Source organism: Bifidobacterium hapali, from assembly GCF_002259755.1.
GTDB lineage: Bacteria > Actinomycetota > Actinomycetes > Actinomycetales > Bifidobacteriaceae > Bifidobacterium > Bifidobacterium hapali.
Map to the genome: position 1 here is coordinate 1 of NZ_MWWY01000024.1, position 19,459 is coordinate 19,459.

Sequence of the window (19,459 nt, forward strand, 5' to 3'; positions counted from 1 at the left end):
GTTTCTTTTATTCAGATTCTCAAGAGTGATAAGGCCCGAAATTTTGCGCACTTTGGCTTGGGCTTGAGATGAAAGGGCATGGCTCGTGTCCTGTGTACGATTTTCTGTCGCCAAACAAAACAAATCGCGATTGGAAAGAGGGCACGAAGCCATGTCACAGCAGATTCTACAGGTCGACCAGGCCATGTTGGAGACCACCCTGGACCGGATGGTCCGTAGAAGCGTCGAGGAGACGTTGAACGCGATGCTCGACGCCGAGGCCGACGAGATCACGGGCGCCGCGCGCTACGAGCGCAGCGGGGATCGGAAGGCGTACCGGGCCGGCCATTACAAGCGCGACCTGACCGTCAAGGCCGGGAAAATGAGCCTGAAGGTGCCCAAGCTCAAGGGCGCGTTGTTCGAGTCGGCCGTGATCGAACGCTACCGACGGCGCGAGGAGAGCGTCGAGGAGGCGTTGATCGACATGTATCTGGCCGGCGTGTCCACGCGTCAGATCGATGACGTCAGCCAGCTGCTGTGGGGCGACCGCATGCCCTCGCAGACCCTTTCCGACAAGCTCAAGCGCATCTACGCGGATATCGACGCGTGGCGGGAGCGCCCGCTCGTGCAGGAGTATGCGTACGTGTTCATGGACGGCGTATGGCACAAGCGCTGCTGGGGTGGCTCGGTGGAGAACGTGAGTGTGCTGGTCGCCATCGGTGTTGGCATGGACGGGCGGCGCGAGGTGCTCTCCGTGGCGGAGGGTATGAAGGAGGACGCGGAAAGCTGGCGTTTGTTCATCACCGGCATGCTCGCACGCGGGTTGAAGGGCGTGCGATTGGTAACGGGTGACCGGTGCGCGGGGCTCGTGGCCGCCGTGAACGAACTGCTGCCCAACGCCCGTTATCAGCGGTGCATGGTGCATTTCGAACGTAATATCCTTGCCAAGGTCAACCCCAGAAACCGGGAATGGGCTGCGGACGCGCTCAAGGCCGTGTTCAGCATGGAATCACGCGACAAGGCGTTGGAGAAGGCGGAATCCGTTGCCAAGGACATGGAATCGCGCAAGCTCAAGGAGGCCGCCAAATGCCTGCGCGAAGGCATCGGCGAGACGACGACCTACCTGCTCGACGACTATCCGAGGGAGCATCGCCGGCGCATCCGTACGAACAACATGATCGAACGGCTGAACCGCGAGATCAGGCGACGCACGCGCGTAGTCGGCTCGTTCCCGGATGGCAGAAGCGCGTTGATGCTCATCTGCGCGCGCGTCCGCTACGTGACCTCCAACGAGTGGTCGACGCGCCGCTACCTCGACATGTCCCGACTCGGTGAGAGCGTACCAGTAGCGAACTGATCATCGTCGCAGAGCCGGGCGAAGACCAAAGTGCGCAAGAATCCGGGCACTACCGTCTAGAATCGGCTTGATTGCAATGGTATTCGGTCCACTCAAAATAGTTGGTTTTGCAAAGCGTCTCCATGAAAGGGCAGCAGCATTCTTCGATACAATTACAACGAGAATATGAAAGACCCTATAAGGAGCATGCTCGTGGCTAGTTTCGAGCAGATTGAGCAATTCGTCAATAATTATCCGCAGCAGGCGAAGATTATCGAACACAAAACGGCAATCATCGATCTGGTGTCCGGTGCGAAAGTGTTCGACATTACCAAAGCTGCCGCCACTTATATCGTAGAAGCCAAGGAAGGTGTGTTCGCTATTGTTGCATCAGCCGTAGGGCATCTGAAATGGCGTTCGCTTGGCCGAGCCTTGGGCCTGCATCAGATTCATTTGGCCTCGTCTGAACTTGTTAGAGAACATACCGGATATGATGTTGGTACGGTCGGCCCGTTGTTTTTGGGTGGCACGCGTATGTTCTTCGATAAACGGCTCTTAGAACATGAGAGGGTGTACTGTGGGACCGAGGATGCGCATCACACGCTTGCTATCGATCCGCAGCTTATCATCGACAGCAACGATATCGCTGGCTACTTCGACAGCAGCGAGTTCTTACAATAATTGAGGTCACGCGATGGCATGAAACCGGTATCATGCCATCGCGTGAGTAATGCTTCGATCACGGTATGGAAAACGTTGCGAAATGCCATCTCGTGATCGGCCTGTTTGATACGGATATGCTGTATACATAGGTGTCGTACAGTGTTGTGTCAGCATTGCTGCTTACGAATAATATGACGATCACATACAAGAAAAATATAGGAGTATCGCTATGGCAGATGTATCAACAAATCCTACAACTACTACGATCGACAATAATCCGCCGATGGTAATGGAGTTCATTGATGAGCTCGCTCCGTTGGTGCAAGTTCAACCGGAAGCAACGGTGTCACGAACGGTAATGCAGGTGGAGGGCGCGAATGTGGTGCTATTCTCCTTCGACAAAGGTCAGGAACTGAGTGAACATACCGCTGCCATGCCAGTATTGGTCCAGTGTCTCGAAGGTCATCTCAAAGTGACCGGTGGTGGTAAAACTGTGGATCTCGTTCCGGGCGGTATCCTGCATTTTCCGACTCGACTGCCACACGCGGTGTACGCGGTAGAACCATCCAAAATGATGCTTATCATGATGCGGTAAATCTTCCATGATGCGGTAAATCTCACATGGTGCGGTTTATGTCGAAGCGCGATCAGCGTAATATCCGCAGAATAAAGCCATTATGCTTAACCGCATCATGGGAGTTTTACCACATTATGGAGTAATAAGGGGTTTCTCATGATTGTTGACAAACGTATTGATGATGGCACGCCGTTCGACTGGGGACGCGCTTCGGCGGACTATGCCAAGTATCGTGACATTTATCCTGAGCAGTTTTACCAGATGATTCTCGACAGGGGACTGTGCCAAGGCGCGCAGCATGTGCTTGACTTGGGTACGGGTACCGGCGTGCTTCCAAGAAACATGGCACAATACGGTGCCACATGGATTGGTGTCGACGTATCGGAACAACAGATCGAACAGGCGCGTCGACTGTCAACAAACATACCCAATATCGAATATCAGGTATCGTCAGCAGAAGACGTTGATTTCCCGGATGAATCGTTCGACGTGATTACCGCATGCCAATGCTATTGGTATTTCGATCATGAAATCACGTGTAAGAAACTGCATCGTTTACTCAAACCGGGTGGTCGATTACTGTTTTTGGTTATGGAATGGCTACCGTTTGAAGACCGGATCGCTGGTGCGAGCGAACAGCTCGTGCTCAAATACAGTCCACATTGGAGTGGTGCTGGCGAACGCATGCATCCGATTGATATTCCTGCCTGCTACTCGAATGGTTTTACGCTTGCTTATCATGAGGAGCGTAAGTTCACGGTCCCGTTCACGAGAGACAGATGGAATGGCCGTATGAAAGCATGCCGTGGCATTGGCGCATCGCTTGCGCCGGAGCAGATTGCCGCATGGGAGCGAGAACATCTTGCGATGTTGGAACGTATCGCTCCTGAACGGTTCAACATATTGCATTATGCGGCCTTGGCTGAGCTTGAGAAAATCTGATGTTCGTGGGGATGCTAATCAGTAACAGTAAGCGGTTTGACAAGCCAGCCATGACGTCCGTTCTCATATACGTCATCGGTTAGCCGGTAGCCGCGGCGTTCGTAGAACTGGTAATAATCACATTCCGCATGGACCGCTGCCGCAGTGCCTCCGGTTGCTGCGATGTGTTGCTCTGCCTCATCAAGTAGCGTAGAGCCGATTCGCCGACCGCGAGCGTCAGGTAGTACTGCTAGTCGTGCGATCACAAACGTGTTAGGATGCACAGACCGTTCGTCGTCAGAGCTCGCATACTGATCGTCCTTATAGAACCGGCATGTTCCTACCGCCTGCCCGACAGCATCAAACGCCAGCAGATGTGTTGACGCTCCCTGTTCGTCTCTTGCGTCGAATTCCGGGCGCCACGCGCGCTCGCGGATAAATACACGCTCACGAATGTCTCGCGCCTCGCGTGGCATTGCTGTATATGCTCGAATGGTCAGGGCCATCACACCCACCTTTGTACTTGTTTTGTACTTATGCATATGTGTATCCACGACGATGGACGTGCTCCAACGTGCGGGAATCGCGGATATCACATTGCACATGTGCTCACAGTGGGATATTCGATATACGATGAGCATCATGAGTGACATAAAAGATGAACGAACATCGCTGCCAGCAGACGGAACTGCTCCTGTTCACAAGGAACCGCAATCTACGAATGCAATTGTCGACACAGCCAACAAGAAGTCTGAACAGCCATCTCAACATACTCTGTTGGACTGGGCAATCGAACTGCAATCGCTAGCGCAAGCCGGACTCACGTACGGTGCGAGTCCATATGATCTCGAACGTTACCAGCGTATTCGAGACATTGCCGCCGAAATGCTCGCAGTACAAGCTGATATGCCGATCGAACGAGTACGTGACCTATTCTGCAACGAAATCGGCTATCAAACACCCAAACTCGACACACGTGCCGCCATATTCGACGAGCATGATCGTATTCTACTCGTACACGAATCCGACGGCTTATGGTCACTGCCCGGCGGCTGGGTGGACGTCAACCAGTCAGTGCGATCGAACACGATTAAGGAAGCCAAAGAAGAATCCGGTCTTGACGTAACTGCAGATAAAATCATTGCCATTCAAGATCGCGCACGACACAATCAACCTCCATATGCATACGGCGTATGCAAGATTTTCGTATTATGCACGCGTATTGGCGGGCAGTTTGCGACGAATATCGAAACTACAGAATCGCGATATTTCGCCGAGAACGAACTTCCTGAACTCGCTGAAGCAAAGAACACTACCGAGCAAATTGCCATGTGCTTTGCTGCACATCGCGATCCTCATTGGGTCACCATATTCGAGTGACATATAGTCTTCCAACTCACACGCATAATGGAATAGACCCACGTTCACCAGCACAAGGAGGAACCATGACACTTAACAACGCCAAAGTACTGATCATCGTAACCAACTGGGGCATCGAGGAAACCGAACTGACCCGTCCACTGCGCGATCTCAAGGCAGCCGGCGCACAAGTAACGCTCGCAGCACCCACACTCGAACCGTGCGAAACTGTACAACACGACCGCTACGAAGGCGAGACACTCACCCCGGATGCCTTGCTATCCGACGTGCAAGCCGCCGATTACGATCTGCTCGTCGTACCGGGAGGCACCTGCAACGTCGATCGCATTCGCGTAAACAAGGATGCGATCACGCTCGCACAAGAATTCGCACACGAAGGCAAGCCAATCGCCGCAATCTGCCACGGCGCATGGCTACTCGTCAACGCCGAACTCATCGCAGGCAAAACCGCATCACCATGCCGCTACATCGCTGCCGACATCGAAAACGCGGGTGGACACTACGTCGACCGCGAACTCACGGTAGATGATACAAACGGTTGGAAACTCATCACCTCACGTAAACCCGACGATCTCGACGCATTCGTCGGCGCAATCAAAAATGCGCTCGCAGCCTGAGCGAGCAGTGAATCTATAACTTCACAAGTATCGTCATCAATACGGGCATGCTCAGTGGCTCAGTGATATTGACTGAACCGCTGAACGTGTCCGTTCATTGTAGTTGCGCGGCATATTGAGCATGTACAGAGTCAATCTGATAACGGATGGGCAATCGCGAAGGTTACGCATCGCTGCTATACTGTATAGCAGCGATATGTGATCGATGAGGAGCGGGCAATGACGATGACACAATTGAACGTGCGTATTGATACGCTCGTGAAAGATGAAGTTGAACAAGTGCTGAAACAACAAGGAATATCAACGAGCGATGTTATTCGTTCACTATGGTCGTACATTGCTGACCACCATGAGATTCCGCAATTGGAGACTTTGCAGGAGCATCGAATTCGCGAAGAGCGCAAGATGCATAAGCTGTCGTTAATTGAGCATTCTTCGGGATATATTCAGCAGGAACTCGTCAAAGCTGGTGTGGCTAACAATGATGTTGATCTGGTGGAGGATGAGCAATATGAGCAACTGCATGATGATATGTATGATCAGCGGCTTGACGACTATCTGAATATGAAACGAGTGTGAGTATGACTGTTGACCGTGTGCGTCGCGTATTGCTCGATACGAATGTGCTACTTGATCATCTACTGCAACGTGACGAGCGGGCAGATGCTGTGAAAAGATTTATGGAATGCTGCGTACGCAGGGATGTCACTATGCTTTGTACTGCAATGTCATTGAAGGATATTGCTTATATATCTGTTGCGATGATCAAACGGCAGTGTAAGCCAGGAGATTCGGAACTGGAGAAAGCTACTTTACGCATGCTGATCGATAGTGTACCGTGGCGTTGTATTGAACAGTCTCGTGAACTGTGCGAAGTCGTTACTGTTGACCAGCAGACATGTGATGATGTGATGACCTATCGTGCACGGCATAATGATTTTGAGGATGATCTCATCATCGCAGCGGCGCGGCAGGCACATGCTGATTATGTAGTGACATCGGATGCTGAAATGATTGAACATTTCCCGGAATACTGTTGCAGTCTACAGCACATGACTATGCGGCTCAATGACTAAAGGATAGGCTCTGTTAAACCATTTTTGACATGTGCTGGCAGACTACCCTTCAGGCTACTCTTCAGTCGACAAAGGATAATTGACTGAGGAATAGTGTGCGAGCGTATATCAAAGTTGGTTTAACGAGAGCCGGAGGATGTGTTGTAATGCAAGTAACGCAACTGTATTCCTATGAGTTTCTCGGTAAGAAGTGTGTTTATGCAATGAAACGCAGGTAAGTGCGATCGTCGAACGATGCAAGATCGGGGGAGAAGCCTTTCGTAGTGCGATATTCATGAGTGAGCTGCGGATCGGTGATGTGCAATCGGTTCAGCTCCTGTTCTGATTCAGTGAGTGTCGGTCGAAGCAGGGGATAGCCGTCCGAGGCAAGCACGACGTCGTCGTCAGGGTTGATGGAAACTGTGCGAATCGGATACGTGAGGTCGGTGAATCCATCGAACACAAAATAACCATATTCGCCGCGTTGATTCGCAAACCGTGACTGCAATCGTAGGAATGGCATGATCGTATCGCGTGTCGGATCGGATGTTGTTGTAGCAGAGGCTGTTTGTTCGACAGACTCAGGACTCAGCTCTAGTGCTTGTGCGACGAACGCTCGCAAATCACCCAGCAGCACGTCCACACGTTTGACTGTGGGAATGTGAACGCTATTAACCATGATCTGACAGTCACCGAACAGCCATGCCTCATGCTGATACGCGCTATATATCACCGCATTTGCTTGCAGTCGTTCCCACGGCTCGGATGTGAACACAGTGGCATCGTCGGTAGTGCAGTGTTCATACTGTGCATGCAACCGCTCGTCAAGTGCGGCTTGCGTTTGACGCATGGTCGCGTCAGGCGCAAGTTGACTAATCTCGTCCAGTAGCAGATCCTTCGCTACAACGCCAGCACTTGGATGCCACAAGTGGCGTACACTTTTGCTGGTCACCCCATCCACAACAGCAGCAAACCCATCTGTGACAACCATCCCATCCTCATTCAAGGATTGATCATCACGCTTACCCTGACAGAACTGCTCAATGATATGCATATGATCACCATAACGCGAAATGTGTGTGCACGGTATTTTTCAGTCATTGGTTACTGAGTATAGGTTTCTCAGTAGATGTGCCCCCATGCTGCGCTCAATCGTTGCTAGCTCGTTTGCTGTGGATGTTACACCACGGCAGCTGGGAACAAACGCGAGATGATTTGTTGAGATATGTGGAAATACAACAGAGTTGAGATAGTAAGTCAGTAGTATCGAATCGGTTCGACACGCCGAGTGGCAATCGATTGCCGGAAATCGATTGCCGTGTTATCTTTAGTTACATCCGAGAGACGGCGATGATCGCCGCTAGCAACAACGAAATATGTTGCATTTTGGATGGAAGAGAACACATGGTTAAGGAGAACTTCATGGGACGCTGTGGTTTGCATGTTAACAAACTCGTCGTATCCGTCCTGATTGCGTCACTATGCGCAACGCTCGCCGGATGCGGACAAAAGAAGCCCACCGTCGACGCAGACGGCAAACCGATTGTGACCATTCGGGTGCGTCGTAACGTCACCGATCATCCAATGAAGAACACGGAATATTCCAAGCAACTGGAAGTAGCTTGCGATTGCACTATTAACTGGGAAGAGATCGCTGATAGCTCATGGGGTCAGCAGAAAGCACCAAAGATGGTGGCTAACGACTTCCCAGATATCGGCCTGACTCTTTACGATCCAACCGACGTTAGCCGTTACCCGAATCAGTTTGAAGATATTTCACAGCATCTCAACGAGCTGCCAAACGTGGAAAAATTCTTCCAGGCACATCCAGTAGCTAAGAAGATGGTTGAAAACAGCAACGGTGAGATCAAGTTGCTGCCATCTGACCGTGGTAAAGGTTACCGTGTTTCTGCCACGCATATGTTCATCAACAAGCAGTGGCTGGACAAGCTTGGGCTGAAGGTACCAACCACATGGGATGAGCTCAAGAATGTTCTTGAAGCGTTCAAAACGCAGGACCCCAACGGCAATGGTAAAGCTGACGAAGTGCCGATGAACATCCGCGGTCTCGGATTCGGCCTTTGGAGCCCGCTCGTATTGCTCAACTCTACTGGAATAGTCACCAGTTTTATGGGTTCTAGTGCTTCTACGCAAGGCTACTATGTCAAGGATGGCAAGGTTAAGAGTTACTACACATCTAATGAACTCAAAGATGTGATCACTTACCTGCACAGCTTGATGGCTGACGGCCTGATTCCGAAAGATACGTTTACTCGCGATGCTTCGCAATACGTTGCACAGGCAGTCAACGATGGTAAAACTGCATTGACTGGCGTCACCTTTGGATGGTCTGCGTACAGTGAATTCGGCAACGGACTTGCCAAGCAGTACATGAGCATTCCGCCTCTCAAGCAGTCCGCTTCCACACCAGATAAGGACGTTAAATGGGATTATTCACAAGACGCTACTGAGTTCGCATACAGCTTGTCTGTTAGCCCGAAGGCCGCGAATAAAATTGCCGTCTACAAAATCATAAACGCAATGTACAGCGAGAAACTGTCAGTGGAAGGATATTTTGGTTCTATCCCGACCACATTATCTGACGATGGTAATCACACTTACACCATCGACCGCGCTAAGGCATACGCCGAGTACCCAGATACACGCGCTATCGCATTGCAGGATCGTTTCGCTGGATGGGTGCCCGATGAAGCAACGATCGTCAACGATGATAACGCTGATCAGGTAACTGAAGCCAACAATGCCGTAGAGGAAGCATTGAGTCGCGTCGATCCAACCAAAGATGTCATCCCGATTTACGTGCGCCCTAGCAGTGATGATCTCGACACGCTATCCGACAACAACACGTCTATCAGTAACTACGCCGGCAACCAGTTGGCAAAGTGGGTACAGAGTGGCGGCATCGATAAGGAATGGGATAAGTATCTCAAGAACATTGCCGAACCTACGCTTGGACTCGAAGAGAATATTGCGATCTGGCAGAAATACTACGACAAGGCTGTCAAGTGACCATCGTCACCTGTGCTCTGTCACACGGCTGATCATTCTCAACCACAGATAATACTTGCGTCGTTTTTTTCCTTTTCCGGCGCAACTTCCTACAGGACTACGTCGGCTGTGACCGCCAATCCGGCCGACATGTCCTTATCTTTCTCAGTATCCGCAGTGGCCACAACACATGGTCTTACAGCACAAACAACATACGGTTCCTATCACATTGGAGCACATCATGTCATCCACCACTATCACTGCATCCAGCCGGTCCCCACAGCAGCCGATCAAAACTAGCTTGCCATCCCGTATTGCCGAACATTTTCGCCGATACTGGGAACTATGGCTGCTCACCCTGCCTGCACTCGTATTCGTTGCTTTGTTCGCATACGTTCCAATGTGGGGTATTCAGCTCGCCTTCCGCGAATTTGATCCTGACAAAGGCTTGACTGGTGGCGACTTCGTCGGATTCAAATACTTCAACAAATTTTTCCACTCGCCACTATTCGGTGAGATTATGACCAACACAGTCCGCATCAGCTTGTGGACCCTAGTAATGGGCTTTCTCTTCCCGATTATTCTGGCTCTGCTCATCAACCAGATTCATTCACCGAAGATCAAAGGCTTTGTGCAGACCATCACCTACATGCCACACTTCATTTCGATCGTGGTTATCGTTTCCATGCTCAACATCTTCCTCGCTCCGAATACCGGCATCATCGGTCAGTTCTTCGGCGACGAAAGCTTGATGGGTAGCACCGGCGCAATTACCGCAGTCTACTGGATTTCTGAAGTTTGGCAGCATTGCGGATGGAACGCCATTATCTATTTAGCTGCACTATCCTCAGTCGATACGTCTCTATATGAGGCTGCGAAACTCGATGGTGCTGGTCGCTTGCAACTCATCCGATACGTTGACTTCCCAGCAATTTTGCCTACCTGCGGCGTGCTGCTCATTCTCAACATGGGTTCCGTACTGAATGTTGGCTTCGACAAGATCTACCTTATGCAGAACACGCTGAACCTGCCGGCCACCGAAGTGATCTCCACTTACGTGTACAAGATCGGCATGATCAACTTCCAGTTCTCCTACTCTACGGCCATCGGCCTGTTCAATACGGTTATCAACTTCATCTTCCTAGTTTCGGCTAACGCAATCTCGAAGCGCGTCTCGAACGCGAGCATCTTCTAAAACGAGAGGAACACAGCAATGAGCGCATCAATCGCCATGAATGGCAATCCAGCTTCCAAATCAAACGGCAACGATATTCCGTGGAACAAAAAGCAACCGCAACATCTCACTATGGGAGATTGGGTGACCTCCGGTGTTATCAACGCCCTGATTGTGGTTGTCGTGTTGATCGTACTGTACCCACTATGGTTCGTTATCATCTCGTCATTCTCTGACCCGAACAGCGTCGCATCTGGTCAGACTCGATTGCTCCCCACGGGCGTCACCTTCGCGGGTTACGCGAAAATCTTCGCAAACGCACAGATTTGGCGCGGCTACTGGAACACGATCGTCTACTCGGTGCTCGGTACCGCAGTCAATATGGTGGTGACTATTCCGTGCGCGTTCGCACTGTCGCGCCGTGAGTTCAAGCCGCGTCGCGTTATCCTATTCCTGTTCACTGTCACCATGTTCTTCGCTGGTGGCCTCGTTCCGAACTACTTGCTCTTCCAACAACTCGGCATTATCGACACGATGTGGGTGTTCATTCTGCCCGGTGCAGTGAGCGTGTATAACGTGATTGTCGCTCGTTCATTCTTTGAAACCTCCATTCCGGAAGACCTGCACGACGCGGCACAGATCGATGGCCTTGGCTATCTCGGCTACTTCTTCCGCGTTGTCCTACCACTGAGCCCAGCAATTCTTGCGGTGATCGGTCTGTACTACTTCGTTGGACACTGGAACGACTTCATGACCGGTCTTATCTACATCACCGATCAGAACAAACAGCCGCTACAGGTCGTGCTCCAGCAGATTTTGCTCGTCTCGCAGTCAGTTGCCTCGAACCTCAACGCCGCTGCGCAGCAGCAACTCGCTGATCAGATCAAGTTCGGTGTGATTATCGTGGCTACGATTCCGCTGCTCGTGCTCTACCCGTGCCTGCAGAAGTACTTCAACAAGGGCGTCATGCTCGGAGCAGTCAAGGGCTGATCGGCTTATTCACGTTCGGCTATTCACTATGATCGAACGTACGTACCAGATTACGGACGGCAAGTCAATCGGAATCAATATTTTCCGTATCGACTTGCCGTCCGTTTGTACCATCTCGCTATTACACGATTACCCGCAACATGCGAGAAAAAGAACGGGATAGGCTACTATGATCGGTGCTGCGACAACACTTAACGCGACGGGAGCCACGCATGGTTACGATGAAAGATATCGCGCTGAAAACAGGCGTATCTACAGCAACAGTATCACGCGTGCTCAACGGTAAAGATCAAGGACGTATCAAACCAGAAATCGCTCGCGAAGTGCGTCACCAAGCCGAAGTACTGGGATACACGATCAATCCGATTGCCCGCGGTTTGCGCACTAATCGCAGTCATATGATCGGACTGATCAGCGACGCGATCGCCACCACACCATACGCTGGCCGCATCATTCTCGGTGCGCAAGATGCAGCCCGAGCATTCGGTTACCTATTAACAGTCGTGAACACTGGCGATGACGCTGAACTCGAACATGAACAGATCACTATGATGCGTCGATATGGTGTTGACGGATTCCTCTACGCAACCATGTACAACCAAATTCGCACACTGCCAGATGCGCTCGATGGCTGTGCAACTGTTATGGTTGATGCTGAAGATGCAGACGGGCAATGCCCATCCATCGGTCCAGATGAGTGGGGCATTGGCAAGGATGCAACCAATCGTTTGCTCGCTGCTGGATGCACGCGCATTGCGTACTTTGGTTGTCCTCCTGTGCTCATTGCACAACCGAGACGATTGGCTGGATATGAAGCAGCATTAGATCATGCTGGCATTGCGCCTGAAAATCGACTTGCTCTAACAGTAGACGAAAATGTTAACGGTGCGCAGAGAGCTGCAACAGTATTCGACGCCGGTGCAGACGGTATCTTCTGTTTCAATGATGTGCGCGTGCGATTCATCTACGAGGAAGCTGAACGACGAGGATTGCACATCGGCCAAGATGTGTCTGTTGTGAGCGTTGATAATTTTGAATTGCTCGCCGGATTTTTTGAACCTCGACTGACCTCTATTGAATTGCCACACTATGAAATGGGATACTGGGGTGCGTGCAAACTCATCTCAATGATCGAAGGACGCGATTTGAGTGATGCGCTTGACACGGTAGTCACTGACGCAGTAATGCCAGACCTATCGGTCGATCACGGTCACATTCGTTGCGCGATTATCGAGAAAGAATCTGTGCGCCAAGCATCATAAATAATCTAAATAATCGGTATAGAGGATTCGTATGAGGAGCCGTAATCATAGCTAGTTTGTCGAATTAGATTACGCTGACCATACACTATCCGACAATCTATATAACTCGGACACGGACGTACGGATACAAAAAGTAACCGTAACCGATACGATAACATTCATGAGCGAAACGACAACACCAGCAATCACCGATCCTTGGCCCGCGCCAATGCCGAACGGACCGATTAACGCTACTGTCACTATTCCCGGCAGCAAATCACTGTCGAACCGATATCTCATCCTCGCGGCTCTTGGTTCGCAGCCAGTCACCCTCGTCGGGCTGTTACGTTCACGAGACACTGAACTTATGATGGGCGCACTCGAACAACTCGGCGTGCACTGTGACGTTGACCCAAATACTGACACCACAGTAACGGTTACACCACCGGCAGACGGACACTTCCACGGTAACGTCGACATTTACTGTGGACTTGCCGGCACGGTTATGCGATTCGTGCCGGGGCTTGCTCTCTTCGCCGACGGGCCGGTGCATTTCGACGGCGATAAACAAGCGTACGCACGCCCTATGAAGCCGGTCCTCGACGGACTCGAACAGCTCGGCGCACGCGTCGACTATCATGCAGAACCCGGCTACTTGCCGTTTACGATCACGCCGCCCGCAACATTGCCGCAAAGCCTCGCCCAAGTAAGCATCGACTCATCTGGCTCGTCTCAGTTCATTTCCGGCCTGCTGTTGATCGGATCACGTCTGCCCGGCGGGCTGTCGTTGACGCATACGGGAGAAAAAACGCCAAGCTTACCGCACATTCGTATGACCGTTGCAGACGTAAACGGTGCTGGCGGCCACGCACTTGCCGACGAGGAACATCATCGTTGGTCGGTTTCGTCGCACTCGTTGCAGTTGCCAGAACGCGTGGTTGTCGAACCGGACTTGTCGAATGCGGCGCCATTTTTAGGCGCTGCATTGATTGCTGGTGGTACCGTGCGTGTGCCGCATTGGCCGGTGGAAACTACTCAACCGGGCGGTTTGTTACCTGGTTATCTTGAGCAGATGGGTGCGCGAGTGTTGTTCCCAGAACGTGAGGGTGTTCGGTACTGTGAGGTATCGTCCGATGGACATATTCACGGTCTTGGAGATTTCGATCTGACTGCAGCTGGAGAGATTGCGCCGTCACTGGCTGCAATCCTCGTGTTCGCTGATGCGCCGACACGTATGATCGGCATTGGCCATTTGCGCGGTCATGAGACGAATCGATTAGCGGCACTTGTTACAGAGATCCAACGTGTTGGGGGAGTAGCATGCGAACTGCCGGACGGTATTGAGATTACGCCGGTTGCGCGCGAAACAATGCACGGCGCGGTGATGGAATCGTATGCTGATCATCGCATGGCTACGTTCGCAGCGATGATTGGACTGGCAGTGCCGGGCGTGAGTATTGTCAACGTGGCAACCACTCGCAAAACCCTGCCTGACTTTGTTGGTATGTGGAACAGCATGTTGTCGTAGCGGGTCAACCTGTATGCTGCGTGGCGGAAAACGCTCGCTGAGCACTGTCTCAGCGAGCGTTTTCCGCCACGCAGGAAGGGGACATAGCGTATAAGCAAAAGGCTGGTGATTCCCTCTGTGGGAAATCACCAGCCTGTAACGACTCAAACGTTCAGTGTAGTGAGTCAGTTACTCACTTGGCGAACGTGTTGCCGTAGGCATCCTCGCCAGCTTCCGCGATAGCAGCGGACTTGCGAGCGATGGCCAGCTCCTCGTTGGTTGGGATCACAGCGATGATCACGGAGGAGTCTGGGGTGGAGATGACGCGCGGCTGCTTGGAGCGAGTCGCGTTCTTCTCCTCGTCGAGCTTGACGCCGAACGGAGCGAGCTTGTCGCACACCATCTTGCGCACGATATCATCGTTCTCGCCAACACCAGCGGTGAAGGTGATCACGTCTACGCCACCCATCTGAGCAGTGTAGTTGCCGATGTAGCTGACGATACGATGCACGTACACATCGAGAGCCAGCTTAGCGTCCTCGTTACCTTCAGCAACCAGACGGTGAACCTCACGCAGATCGCCGAAACCGGTCATACCCATCATGCCGGAACGCTTGTTGAACAGAGCATCCAGCTCATCCACGTTCATGTGAGCGTTACGGATGAGGTGGAAGACCACGGCCGGGTCGATATCGCCGGTACGGCCACCCATAACAAGGCCCTCAAGCGGGGTCAGACCCATAGAAGTCTCAACCGGCTTGCCGGAGATTTCAGCGGAAGCGGAAGCACCGTTGCCGATGTGCAGCACGATCTGCTTGAGACCCTCAGCTGGCTTGCCAATGACTTCCGGCACCACGGAGGAAATGTACTCGTGAGACGTGCCGTGAGCACCGTAACGACGGATGTGATACTGGTCGGCGATTTCCTTGTTCAGCGCGTAGGTGCTGGCAGCCTTCGGCAGCTGGAAGAAGAAGGAGGAGTCGAACACGAAGATCTGCGGAACATCCGGCAGCAGTGCGCGCATAACTTCAGCACCCTTGGCTTCCGGGCCATTGTGCAGTGGAGCGAGCACAGCCAGATCCTTAACCTGGTTGATGGTCTTATCGGTGACCAGAGCCGGGTTCGGGAAGATGGAGCCACCCTGAACCACACGGTGACCAACGGCCACAATGCCAGCCTCGGACAGGTCCGGGCCGTACTCCTTAAAGAAGCCGAGCACACGCTTCAAGCCCTGCTCGTGATCGTGAATCGGCTCCTCAAGCTCATGCTTCTCGCCGTTGTACTCGTGCTTGTAATGACCGTCGATCGGCTCGCCAATCTTCTCGACAAGACCAGAAGCGAGACCTTCGCCGGACTCAAGATCAACCAGCTGGTACTTGATCGAGCTGGAACCGGAATTGATGACAAGGACGGTTTTCGCCATTGTGGGCATCCTCCATTGTAATTTGTCTGTTTCCCGCTGACACGGGTTACCGTTTGTCAGATTACTCGCTGCTTACTACAAACTGCGAGTAATCCTGCTGCTACTTGCGTATTACCGTAGTACTACTGCTTACTGTTGCGCTTCAATAGCGGTGAGAGCAATCGTGTTGATGATATCTTGTACGAGCGCGCCACGTGACAGATCGTTGACCGGCTTGTTGAGTCCCTGCAGCACCGGGCCGATTGCAAGCGCGCCCGAGGAACGTTGCACGGCCTTGTAACCGATATTGCCTGCGCATAGATCCGGGAATACGAACACGTTCACATGACCGGCAACATCGTTGCCCTTGGCCTTAGTCGCAGCCACAGTTGGTGACCATGCAGCATCAAACTGGATAGAGCCCACCACTGGTAGCTCTGGCGCTTTCTCACGAACGATTCGAGTGGCCTCTTCGACAACATCCACATCCGGTCCCTTACCTGAACCGAGTGTGGAGTAGGAGAGCATGCCAACCTTCGGTTCAATGCCGAATGCTTTCGCTGTTTCGGCGGATTGAATAGCAATATCGGCTAGCTGTTCAGCAGTTGGATTGAGATTAATCGCGCAGTCCGCGAACACCGCCACATGATCTTTGAAACACATGAGGAACGAGCCGGAAACCAGAGACGCGCCCGGCTTCGTCTTAATAACCTGCAGTGCCGGACGCACCGTGTTCGCAGTCGAGTTAATTGAGCCAGATACCAAACCGTCAGCGTAACCGAGTACAACGAGCATCGTGCCGAAATAGCTGGCATCTTTGAGCTGCTCGCGAGCCTGTTCTTCAGTCATGCCCTTCTTCGCACGCAGTTCGCACAACTTAGCAACCATCGGCTTGACGATGTTTTCGTCATCCATTGACTGAAAACGTGCCTTATCAAGTGAATGCAGGCCGAGTTCCGCGCCGCGCGCGAGAATCGCATCACGATTGCCGACAATAATGAGATTGACAACTTCGCGTTCAAGCAGGTAATCAGCCGCCTTGATAATACGGTCTTCTTCGCCTTCTGGCAGGACGATCGTCTTCTTATTGATTTTCGCACGGCCGAGTAGACTGTGCTGGAATGCGTACGAGGTAACCGGGAATTCAATGTCTACATCGAGTGCCTTGAGCACTTCTTCAGTAGGCACATTATCTTGGAATGCTTTGAGTGCAGCGTCTGCTTGTGCTTCTTCAGTAAATGGTGTTTGCGGGATAGTCCATACGGGCAGGCCGAATTCAGCGAGCGTATTCTTAACGAACACCGAATGACGTGGGTCACAACCGGTAACGAAAATACCGAGTACCTTATTGCCAGCCGCTTCCATGCCTTCGATCGACAGCTGTACGGTTTCACGCAACTCGTCGGGCCAACGGTCGATCGTGCAGATCGCGAGAAAAACGCCAGCTTGCAAATCAGCTGCAATATTTGCGTTGAATTCATAAGCAGTCGGATCATTGACATGCGACTTGTCGGTGCCCACGATGAGTGCTGCATCAGCACGCGAAACGCTCATCGCATCGTCGAAAGCGGCAACAATATCGCCACGAGAGGCTTCCTTATCACGGCGCACTTTATGAATGTCAAGACCGCTAGACAGTGCAACACCGAGGCCTGCGTTCGACGCGCCGAGCAGAATCGGCGTGAAATGATCATGGTTAGAGACAGCAGGGCGGAACACCGCAGTCTTATATTTGGTGGTCAATGCCTTGAGAACGCCATAAGCGACGACATTGCGACCGTTAGCTCCTTCAGGACTGGCGATGTAGATATTGGTAACTGCCACAGTGAACTCCTTGCTTGGGGACAGACTGCCGTGTGACCGCTCTGTTCACACATATCGCTCATTCTAATACTTAGGTCGTGAGTCGGTGCGTTACGACTCACGACCTAAGTAATGTGGTACAGACAGACCACTTGCTTACTTGTGATACAAGCTCGTGCGTTCGTACTTCGGTTCGCAACACACGTTGATACCGAGCTTGCGATACAAGGCTTCATCAGCCGGTGAGATGATGACAGAGAAAAACGCGTCGCATCCGCGCAATTGCTCTAATCCTGCGATAACTTGAGCTGCGATAGGACTCGTGGAACTCGTAATAGACAGTGCGATAAGTGTCTCATCAGAATGCAGACGACGATTTGCCGCATGCAGATGTTCCGTTTTGAGTGTACAGATTGGTTCGATTGCAGCATCATCAATGACTGGAATTTGCGCGTCTACTCCAGTTACTGCTTTAAGCGCGTTCATGAGTAGCGCACTGGCCGCTCCCATGAGTACACCGGTTTTGCCAGTGACCACACGACCGTCGGGTAAAACCATTGCGCCTGCAGGCGCGCCAGTTGCTGTTTCTTTATCAAGCGCGGCCTGACGAGCAGGGGAGAGGTCGACATCTACACTGGCCCGCTTCATAATCGAACGCAATCGTTCGACCTGATCCTCTCCTTCACCAGTACGCTTGCAATGTTCAGCTGCAGCAAAATATCGACGCACAATCTCAAGATTTGCGGCCTCGCGGCATGCTTCATCATCTGAGATTGCATAACCGGCCATATTTACGCCCATGTCGGTTGGGCTTTGATACGGGCTGGTTCCCATAATGCGTTCCATCATGGCTTTGAGCACGGGGAACGCTTCAACATCGCGATTGTAGTTGACGGTTGTTTTGCCGTAAGCATCCAAATGGAATGGGTCGATAATGTTCGCATCGTCGAGATCGGCTGTTGCTGCCTCATAGGCAATATTGACCGGATGACTTAACGGTAGGTTCCAGATCGGGAATGTCTCGTATTTCGCATAACCGGCTGTGATACCGCGTTGATGCTCGTGATAGAGCTGTGACAGACAAGTGGCGAGTTTGCCGGAACCTGGACCTGGCGCGGTGACGACGACGAGCGGACGGCTAGTTTCGATGTAATCGTTGCGACCGTATCCTTCGGACGACACGATGCGTTCGATATCGTGAGGATAACCGGCAATCGGATAGTGCAGATAGCAGGTGATGCCGAGCTGAGTAAGTCGATGACGATACGCATCGGCGGCTGGTTGAGCAGCATATTGAGTAAGTACGACTGAACCGACGTAGAAGCCACGTGAGCGGAAAATATCGATGAGTCGTAATACGTCTTCGTCGTAAGTGATGCCAAGATCGCCGCGCATTTTTGATTTTTCGATATGGTTGGCGTTGATGGCGATAACGATTTCCACGTCCTGCTTCATGCTGTCAAGCATGCGGAATTTGGTATCCGGTTGGAAGCCTGGCAATACTCGTGACGCATGATAGTCGTCGAACAGTTTTCCGCCGAACTCGAGATACAGTTTGCCACCGAATTGTGCGATACGCTTCCTGATGTTGTCGGCTTGTAATTCGATGTACTTGTCGTTGTCGAATCCTTGTCGCATAGAGATTGGCAATCCTTTCGCACGGCGTCGTAAAACGACATGATTATACCGGAAATCCACAAAACGACAGATATAATGGAGACCGGCTCCCTGTCGTGCAGAACGTGGCAGCGAAGCAGGCCTGCACCAATACCAACCTCCGGACAGTAAGTGGTCCTTGGCAGGCC

18 protein-coding genes are annotated in these 19,459 nt (G+C 52.0%); 13 read left to right on the plus strand and 5 right to left on the minus strand.

The genetic code is table 11. The features are described 5' to 3' along the window. Positions 1–151 precede the first annotated feature (151 nt). From BHAP_RS05780 to BHAP_RS05795, 4 genes are all read left to right on the plus strand, one after another. Positions 152–1,336, plus strand: coding sequence for an IS256 family transposase (locus BHAP_RS05780; RefSeq protein WP_094729794.1), 1,185 nt, complete (start codon positions 152–154; stop codon positions 1,334–1,336). Positions 1,337–1,528: 192 nt separating this feature from the next. Beyond that, a complete protein-coding gene (locus tag BHAP_RS05785) occupies positions 1,529–1,996 on the plus strand; it encodes an aminoacyl-tRNA deacylase (protein ID WP_158216442.1) in 468 nt (155 codons plus the stop codon). Positions 1,997–2,261: 265 nt separating this feature from the next. Beyond that, positions 2,262–2,573 (plus strand): cupin domain-containing protein, encoded by a 312-nt coding sequence (locus BHAP_RS05790; protein WP_094729860.1) that lies wholly within the window; start codon positions 2,262–2,264, stop codon positions 2,571–2,573. A 138-nt stretch (positions 2,574–2,711) separates the two neighbouring features. Further along, the gene (locus BHAP_RS05795) at positions 2,712–3,497 is read left to right on the plus strand and encodes a class I SAM-dependent methyltransferase (protein ID WP_094729796.1); all 786 of its coding nucleotides are present in this window, start codon (positions 2,712–2,714) and stop codon (positions 3,495–3,497) included. Positions 3,498–3,511: 14 nt separating this feature from the next. Here BHAP_RS05795 and BHAP_RS05800 read toward each other — a convergent pair whose 3' ends face one another. Continuing rightward, positions 3,512–3,982: a GNAT family N-acetyltransferase gene (locus tag BHAP_RS05800; protein ID WP_094729797.1), complete on the minus strand. Its 471-nt coding sequence runs from the start codon at positions 3,980–3,982 to the stop codon at positions 3,512–3,514. A 136-nt stretch (positions 3,983–4,118) separates the two neighbouring features. Here BHAP_RS05800 and BHAP_RS05805 point away from each other — a divergent pair, with 136 nt between their 5' ends. From BHAP_RS05805 to BHAP_RS05820, 4 genes are all read left to right on the plus strand, one after another. Further along, a complete protein-coding gene (locus BHAP_RS05805) occupies positions 4,119–4,856 on the plus strand; it encodes an NUDIX hydrolase N-terminal domain-containing protein (RefSeq protein WP_094729861.1) in 738 nt (245 codons plus the stop codon). Between the two features lie 65 nt (positions 4,857–4,921). Then, on the plus strand, positions 4,922–5,473 hold the full coding sequence (locus tag BHAP_RS05810) for a type 1 glutamine amidotransferase domain-containing protein (protein ID WP_094729798.1): 552 nt from the start codon (positions 4,922–4,924) through the stop codon (positions 5,471–5,473). A gap of 219 nt (positions 5,474–5,692) precedes the next feature. Beyond that, positions 5,693–6,052, plus strand: a complete 360-nt coding sequence (locus BHAP_RS05815; RefSeq protein WP_094729799.1) for a type II toxin-antitoxin system RelB/DinJ family antitoxin — start codon at positions 5,693–5,695, stop codon at positions 6,050–6,052. A 2-nt stretch (positions 6,053–6,054) separates the two neighbouring features. After that, positions 6,055–6,549, plus strand: coding sequence for a type II toxin-antitoxin system VapC family toxin (locus BHAP_RS05820; RefSeq protein ID WP_094729800.1), 495 nt, complete (start codon positions 6,055–6,057; stop codon positions 6,547–6,549). Positions 6,550–6,745: 196 nt separating this feature from the next. On the opposite strand, the gene BHAP_RS05825 is transcribed toward BHAP_RS05820, so the two are convergent. Beyond that, a complete protein-coding gene (locus tag BHAP_RS05825; protein WP_169713174.1) occupies positions 6,746–7,582 on the minus strand; it encodes a hypothetical protein in 837 nt (278 codons plus the stop codon). Positions 7,583–7,950: 368 nt separating this feature from the next. Here BHAP_RS05825 and BHAP_RS05835 point away from each other — a divergent pair, with 368 nt between their 5' ends. The 5 genes from BHAP_RS05835 to aroA all read left to right on the plus strand — a co-directional run bounded on the left by BHAP_RS05835 (position 7,951) and on the right by aroA (position 14,470). Beyond that, complete coding sequence (locus BHAP_RS05835) at positions 7,951–9,558, plus strand: type 2 periplasmic-binding domain-containing protein (protein ID WP_094729801.1); 1,608 nt, start codon at positions 7,951–7,953, stop codon at positions 9,556–9,558. A gap of 220 nt (positions 9,559–9,778) precedes the next feature. Next, on the plus strand, positions 9,779–10,732 hold the full coding sequence (locus tag BHAP_RS05840) for an ABC transporter permease (protein ID WP_094729802.1): 954 nt from the start codon (positions 9,779–9,781) through the stop codon (positions 10,730–10,732). Between the two features lie 18 nt (positions 10,733–10,750). After that, on the plus strand, positions 10,751–11,701 hold the full coding sequence (locus tag BHAP_RS05845; protein ID WP_094729803.1) for a carbohydrate ABC transporter permease: 951 nt from the start codon (positions 10,751–10,753) through the stop codon (positions 11,699–11,701). A 179-nt stretch (positions 11,702–11,880) separates the two neighbouring features. After that, positions 11,881–12,963: a LacI family DNA-binding transcriptional regulator gene (locus BHAP_RS05850; protein WP_420807719.1), complete on the plus strand. Its 1,083-nt coding sequence runs from the start codon at positions 11,881–11,883 to the stop codon at positions 12,961–12,963. 160 nt (positions 12,964–13,123) lie between these two features. Beyond that, positions 13,124–14,470, plus strand: coding sequence for a 3-phosphoshikimate 1-carboxyvinyltransferase (gene aroA, locus BHAP_RS05855; protein ID WP_094729805.1), 1,347 nt, complete (start codon positions 13,124–13,126; stop codon positions 14,468–14,470). Between the two features lie 172 nt (positions 14,471–14,642). On the opposite strand, the gene BHAP_RS05860 is transcribed toward aroA, so the two are convergent. The 3 genes from BHAP_RS05860 to BHAP_RS05870 all read right to left on the minus strand — a co-directional run bounded on the left by BHAP_RS05860 (position 14,643) and on the right by BHAP_RS05870 (position 19,292). Next, positions 14,643–15,872 (minus strand): acetate/propionate family kinase, encoded by a 1,230-nt coding sequence (locus BHAP_RS05860; protein WP_094729806.1) that lies wholly within the window; start codon positions 15,870–15,872, stop codon positions 14,643–14,645. A gap of 129 nt (positions 15,873–16,001) precedes the next feature. Next, positions 16,002–17,675: a phosphate acetyltransferase gene (gene pta, locus BHAP_RS05865; protein ID WP_094729807.1), complete on the minus strand. Its 1,674-nt coding sequence runs from the start codon at positions 17,673–17,675 to the stop codon at positions 16,002–16,004. Positions 17,676–17,810: 135 nt separating this feature from the next. Next, entirely contained in the window at positions 17,811–19,292 is a 1,482-nt protein-coding gene (locus tag BHAP_RS05870) for a DUF1846 domain-containing protein (protein WP_094729808.1), read from the minus strand. Between the last annotated feature and the right edge of the window lie 167 nt (positions 19,293–19,459).

What these genes read in the sequence shown, in the direction of transcription:
- BHAP_RS05780 (WP_094729794.1), top strand. Translation starts at nt 152, where the DNA reads ATGTCACAGCAGATTCTACAGGTCGACCAGGCCATGTTGGAGACCACC.
- BHAP_RS05790 (WP_094729860.1), top strand. Translation starts at nt 2,262, where the DNA reads ATGGTAATGGAGTTCATTGATGAGCTCGCTCCGTTGGTGCAAGTTCAA.
- BHAP_RS05795 (WP_094729796.1), top strand. Translation starts at nt 2,712, where the DNA reads ATGATTGTTGACAAACGTATTGATGATGGCACGCCGTTCGACTGGGGA.
- BHAP_RS05800 (WP_094729797.1), bottom strand. Translation starts at nt 3,982, where the DNA reads ATGGCCCTGACCATTCGAGCATATACAGCAATGCCACGCGAGGCGCGA.
- BHAP_RS05805 (WP_094729861.1), top strand. Translation starts at nt 4,119, where the DNA reads ATGAGTGACATAAAAGATGAACGAACATCGCTGCCAGCAGACGGAACT.
- BHAP_RS05810 (WP_094729798.1), top strand. Translation starts at nt 4,922, where the DNA reads ATGACACTTAACAACGCCAAAGTACTGATCATCGTAACCAACTGGGGC.
- BHAP_RS05815 (WP_094729799.1), top strand. Translation starts at nt 5,693, where the DNA reads ATGACGATGACACAATTGAACGTGCGTATTGATACGCTCGTGAAAGAT.
- BHAP_RS05820 (WP_094729800.1), top strand. Translation starts at nt 6,055, where the DNA reads ATGACTGTTGACCGTGTGCGTCGCGTATTGCTCGATACGAATGTGCTA.
- BHAP_RS05825 (WP_169713174.1), bottom strand. Translation starts at nt 7,582, where the DNA reads ATGCATATCATTGAGCAGTTCTGTCAGGGTAAGCGTGATGATCAATCC.
- BHAP_RS05835 (WP_094729801.1), top strand. Translation starts at nt 7,951, where the DNA reads ATGGGACGCTGTGGTTTGCATGTTAACAAACTCGTCGTATCCGTCCTG.
- BHAP_RS05840 (WP_094729802.1), top strand. Translation starts at nt 9,779, where the DNA reads ATGTCATCCACCACTATCACTGCATCCAGCCGGTCCCCACAGCAGCCG.
- BHAP_RS05845 (WP_094729803.1), top strand. Translation starts at nt 10,751, where the DNA reads ATGAGCGCATCAATCGCCATGAATGGCAATCCAGCTTCCAAATCAAAC.
- aroA (WP_094729805.1), top strand. Translation starts at nt 13,124, where the DNA reads ATGAGCGAAACGACAACACCAGCAATCACCGATCCTTGGCCCGCGCCA.
- BHAP_RS05860 (WP_094729806.1), bottom strand. Translation starts at nt 15,872, where the DNA reads ATGGCGAAAACCGTCCTTGTCATCAATTCCGGTTCCAGCTCGATCAAG.
- BHAP_RS05870 (WP_094729808.1), bottom strand. Translation starts at nt 19,292, where the DNA reads ATGCGACAAGGATTCGACAACGACAAGTACATCGAATTACAAGCCGAC.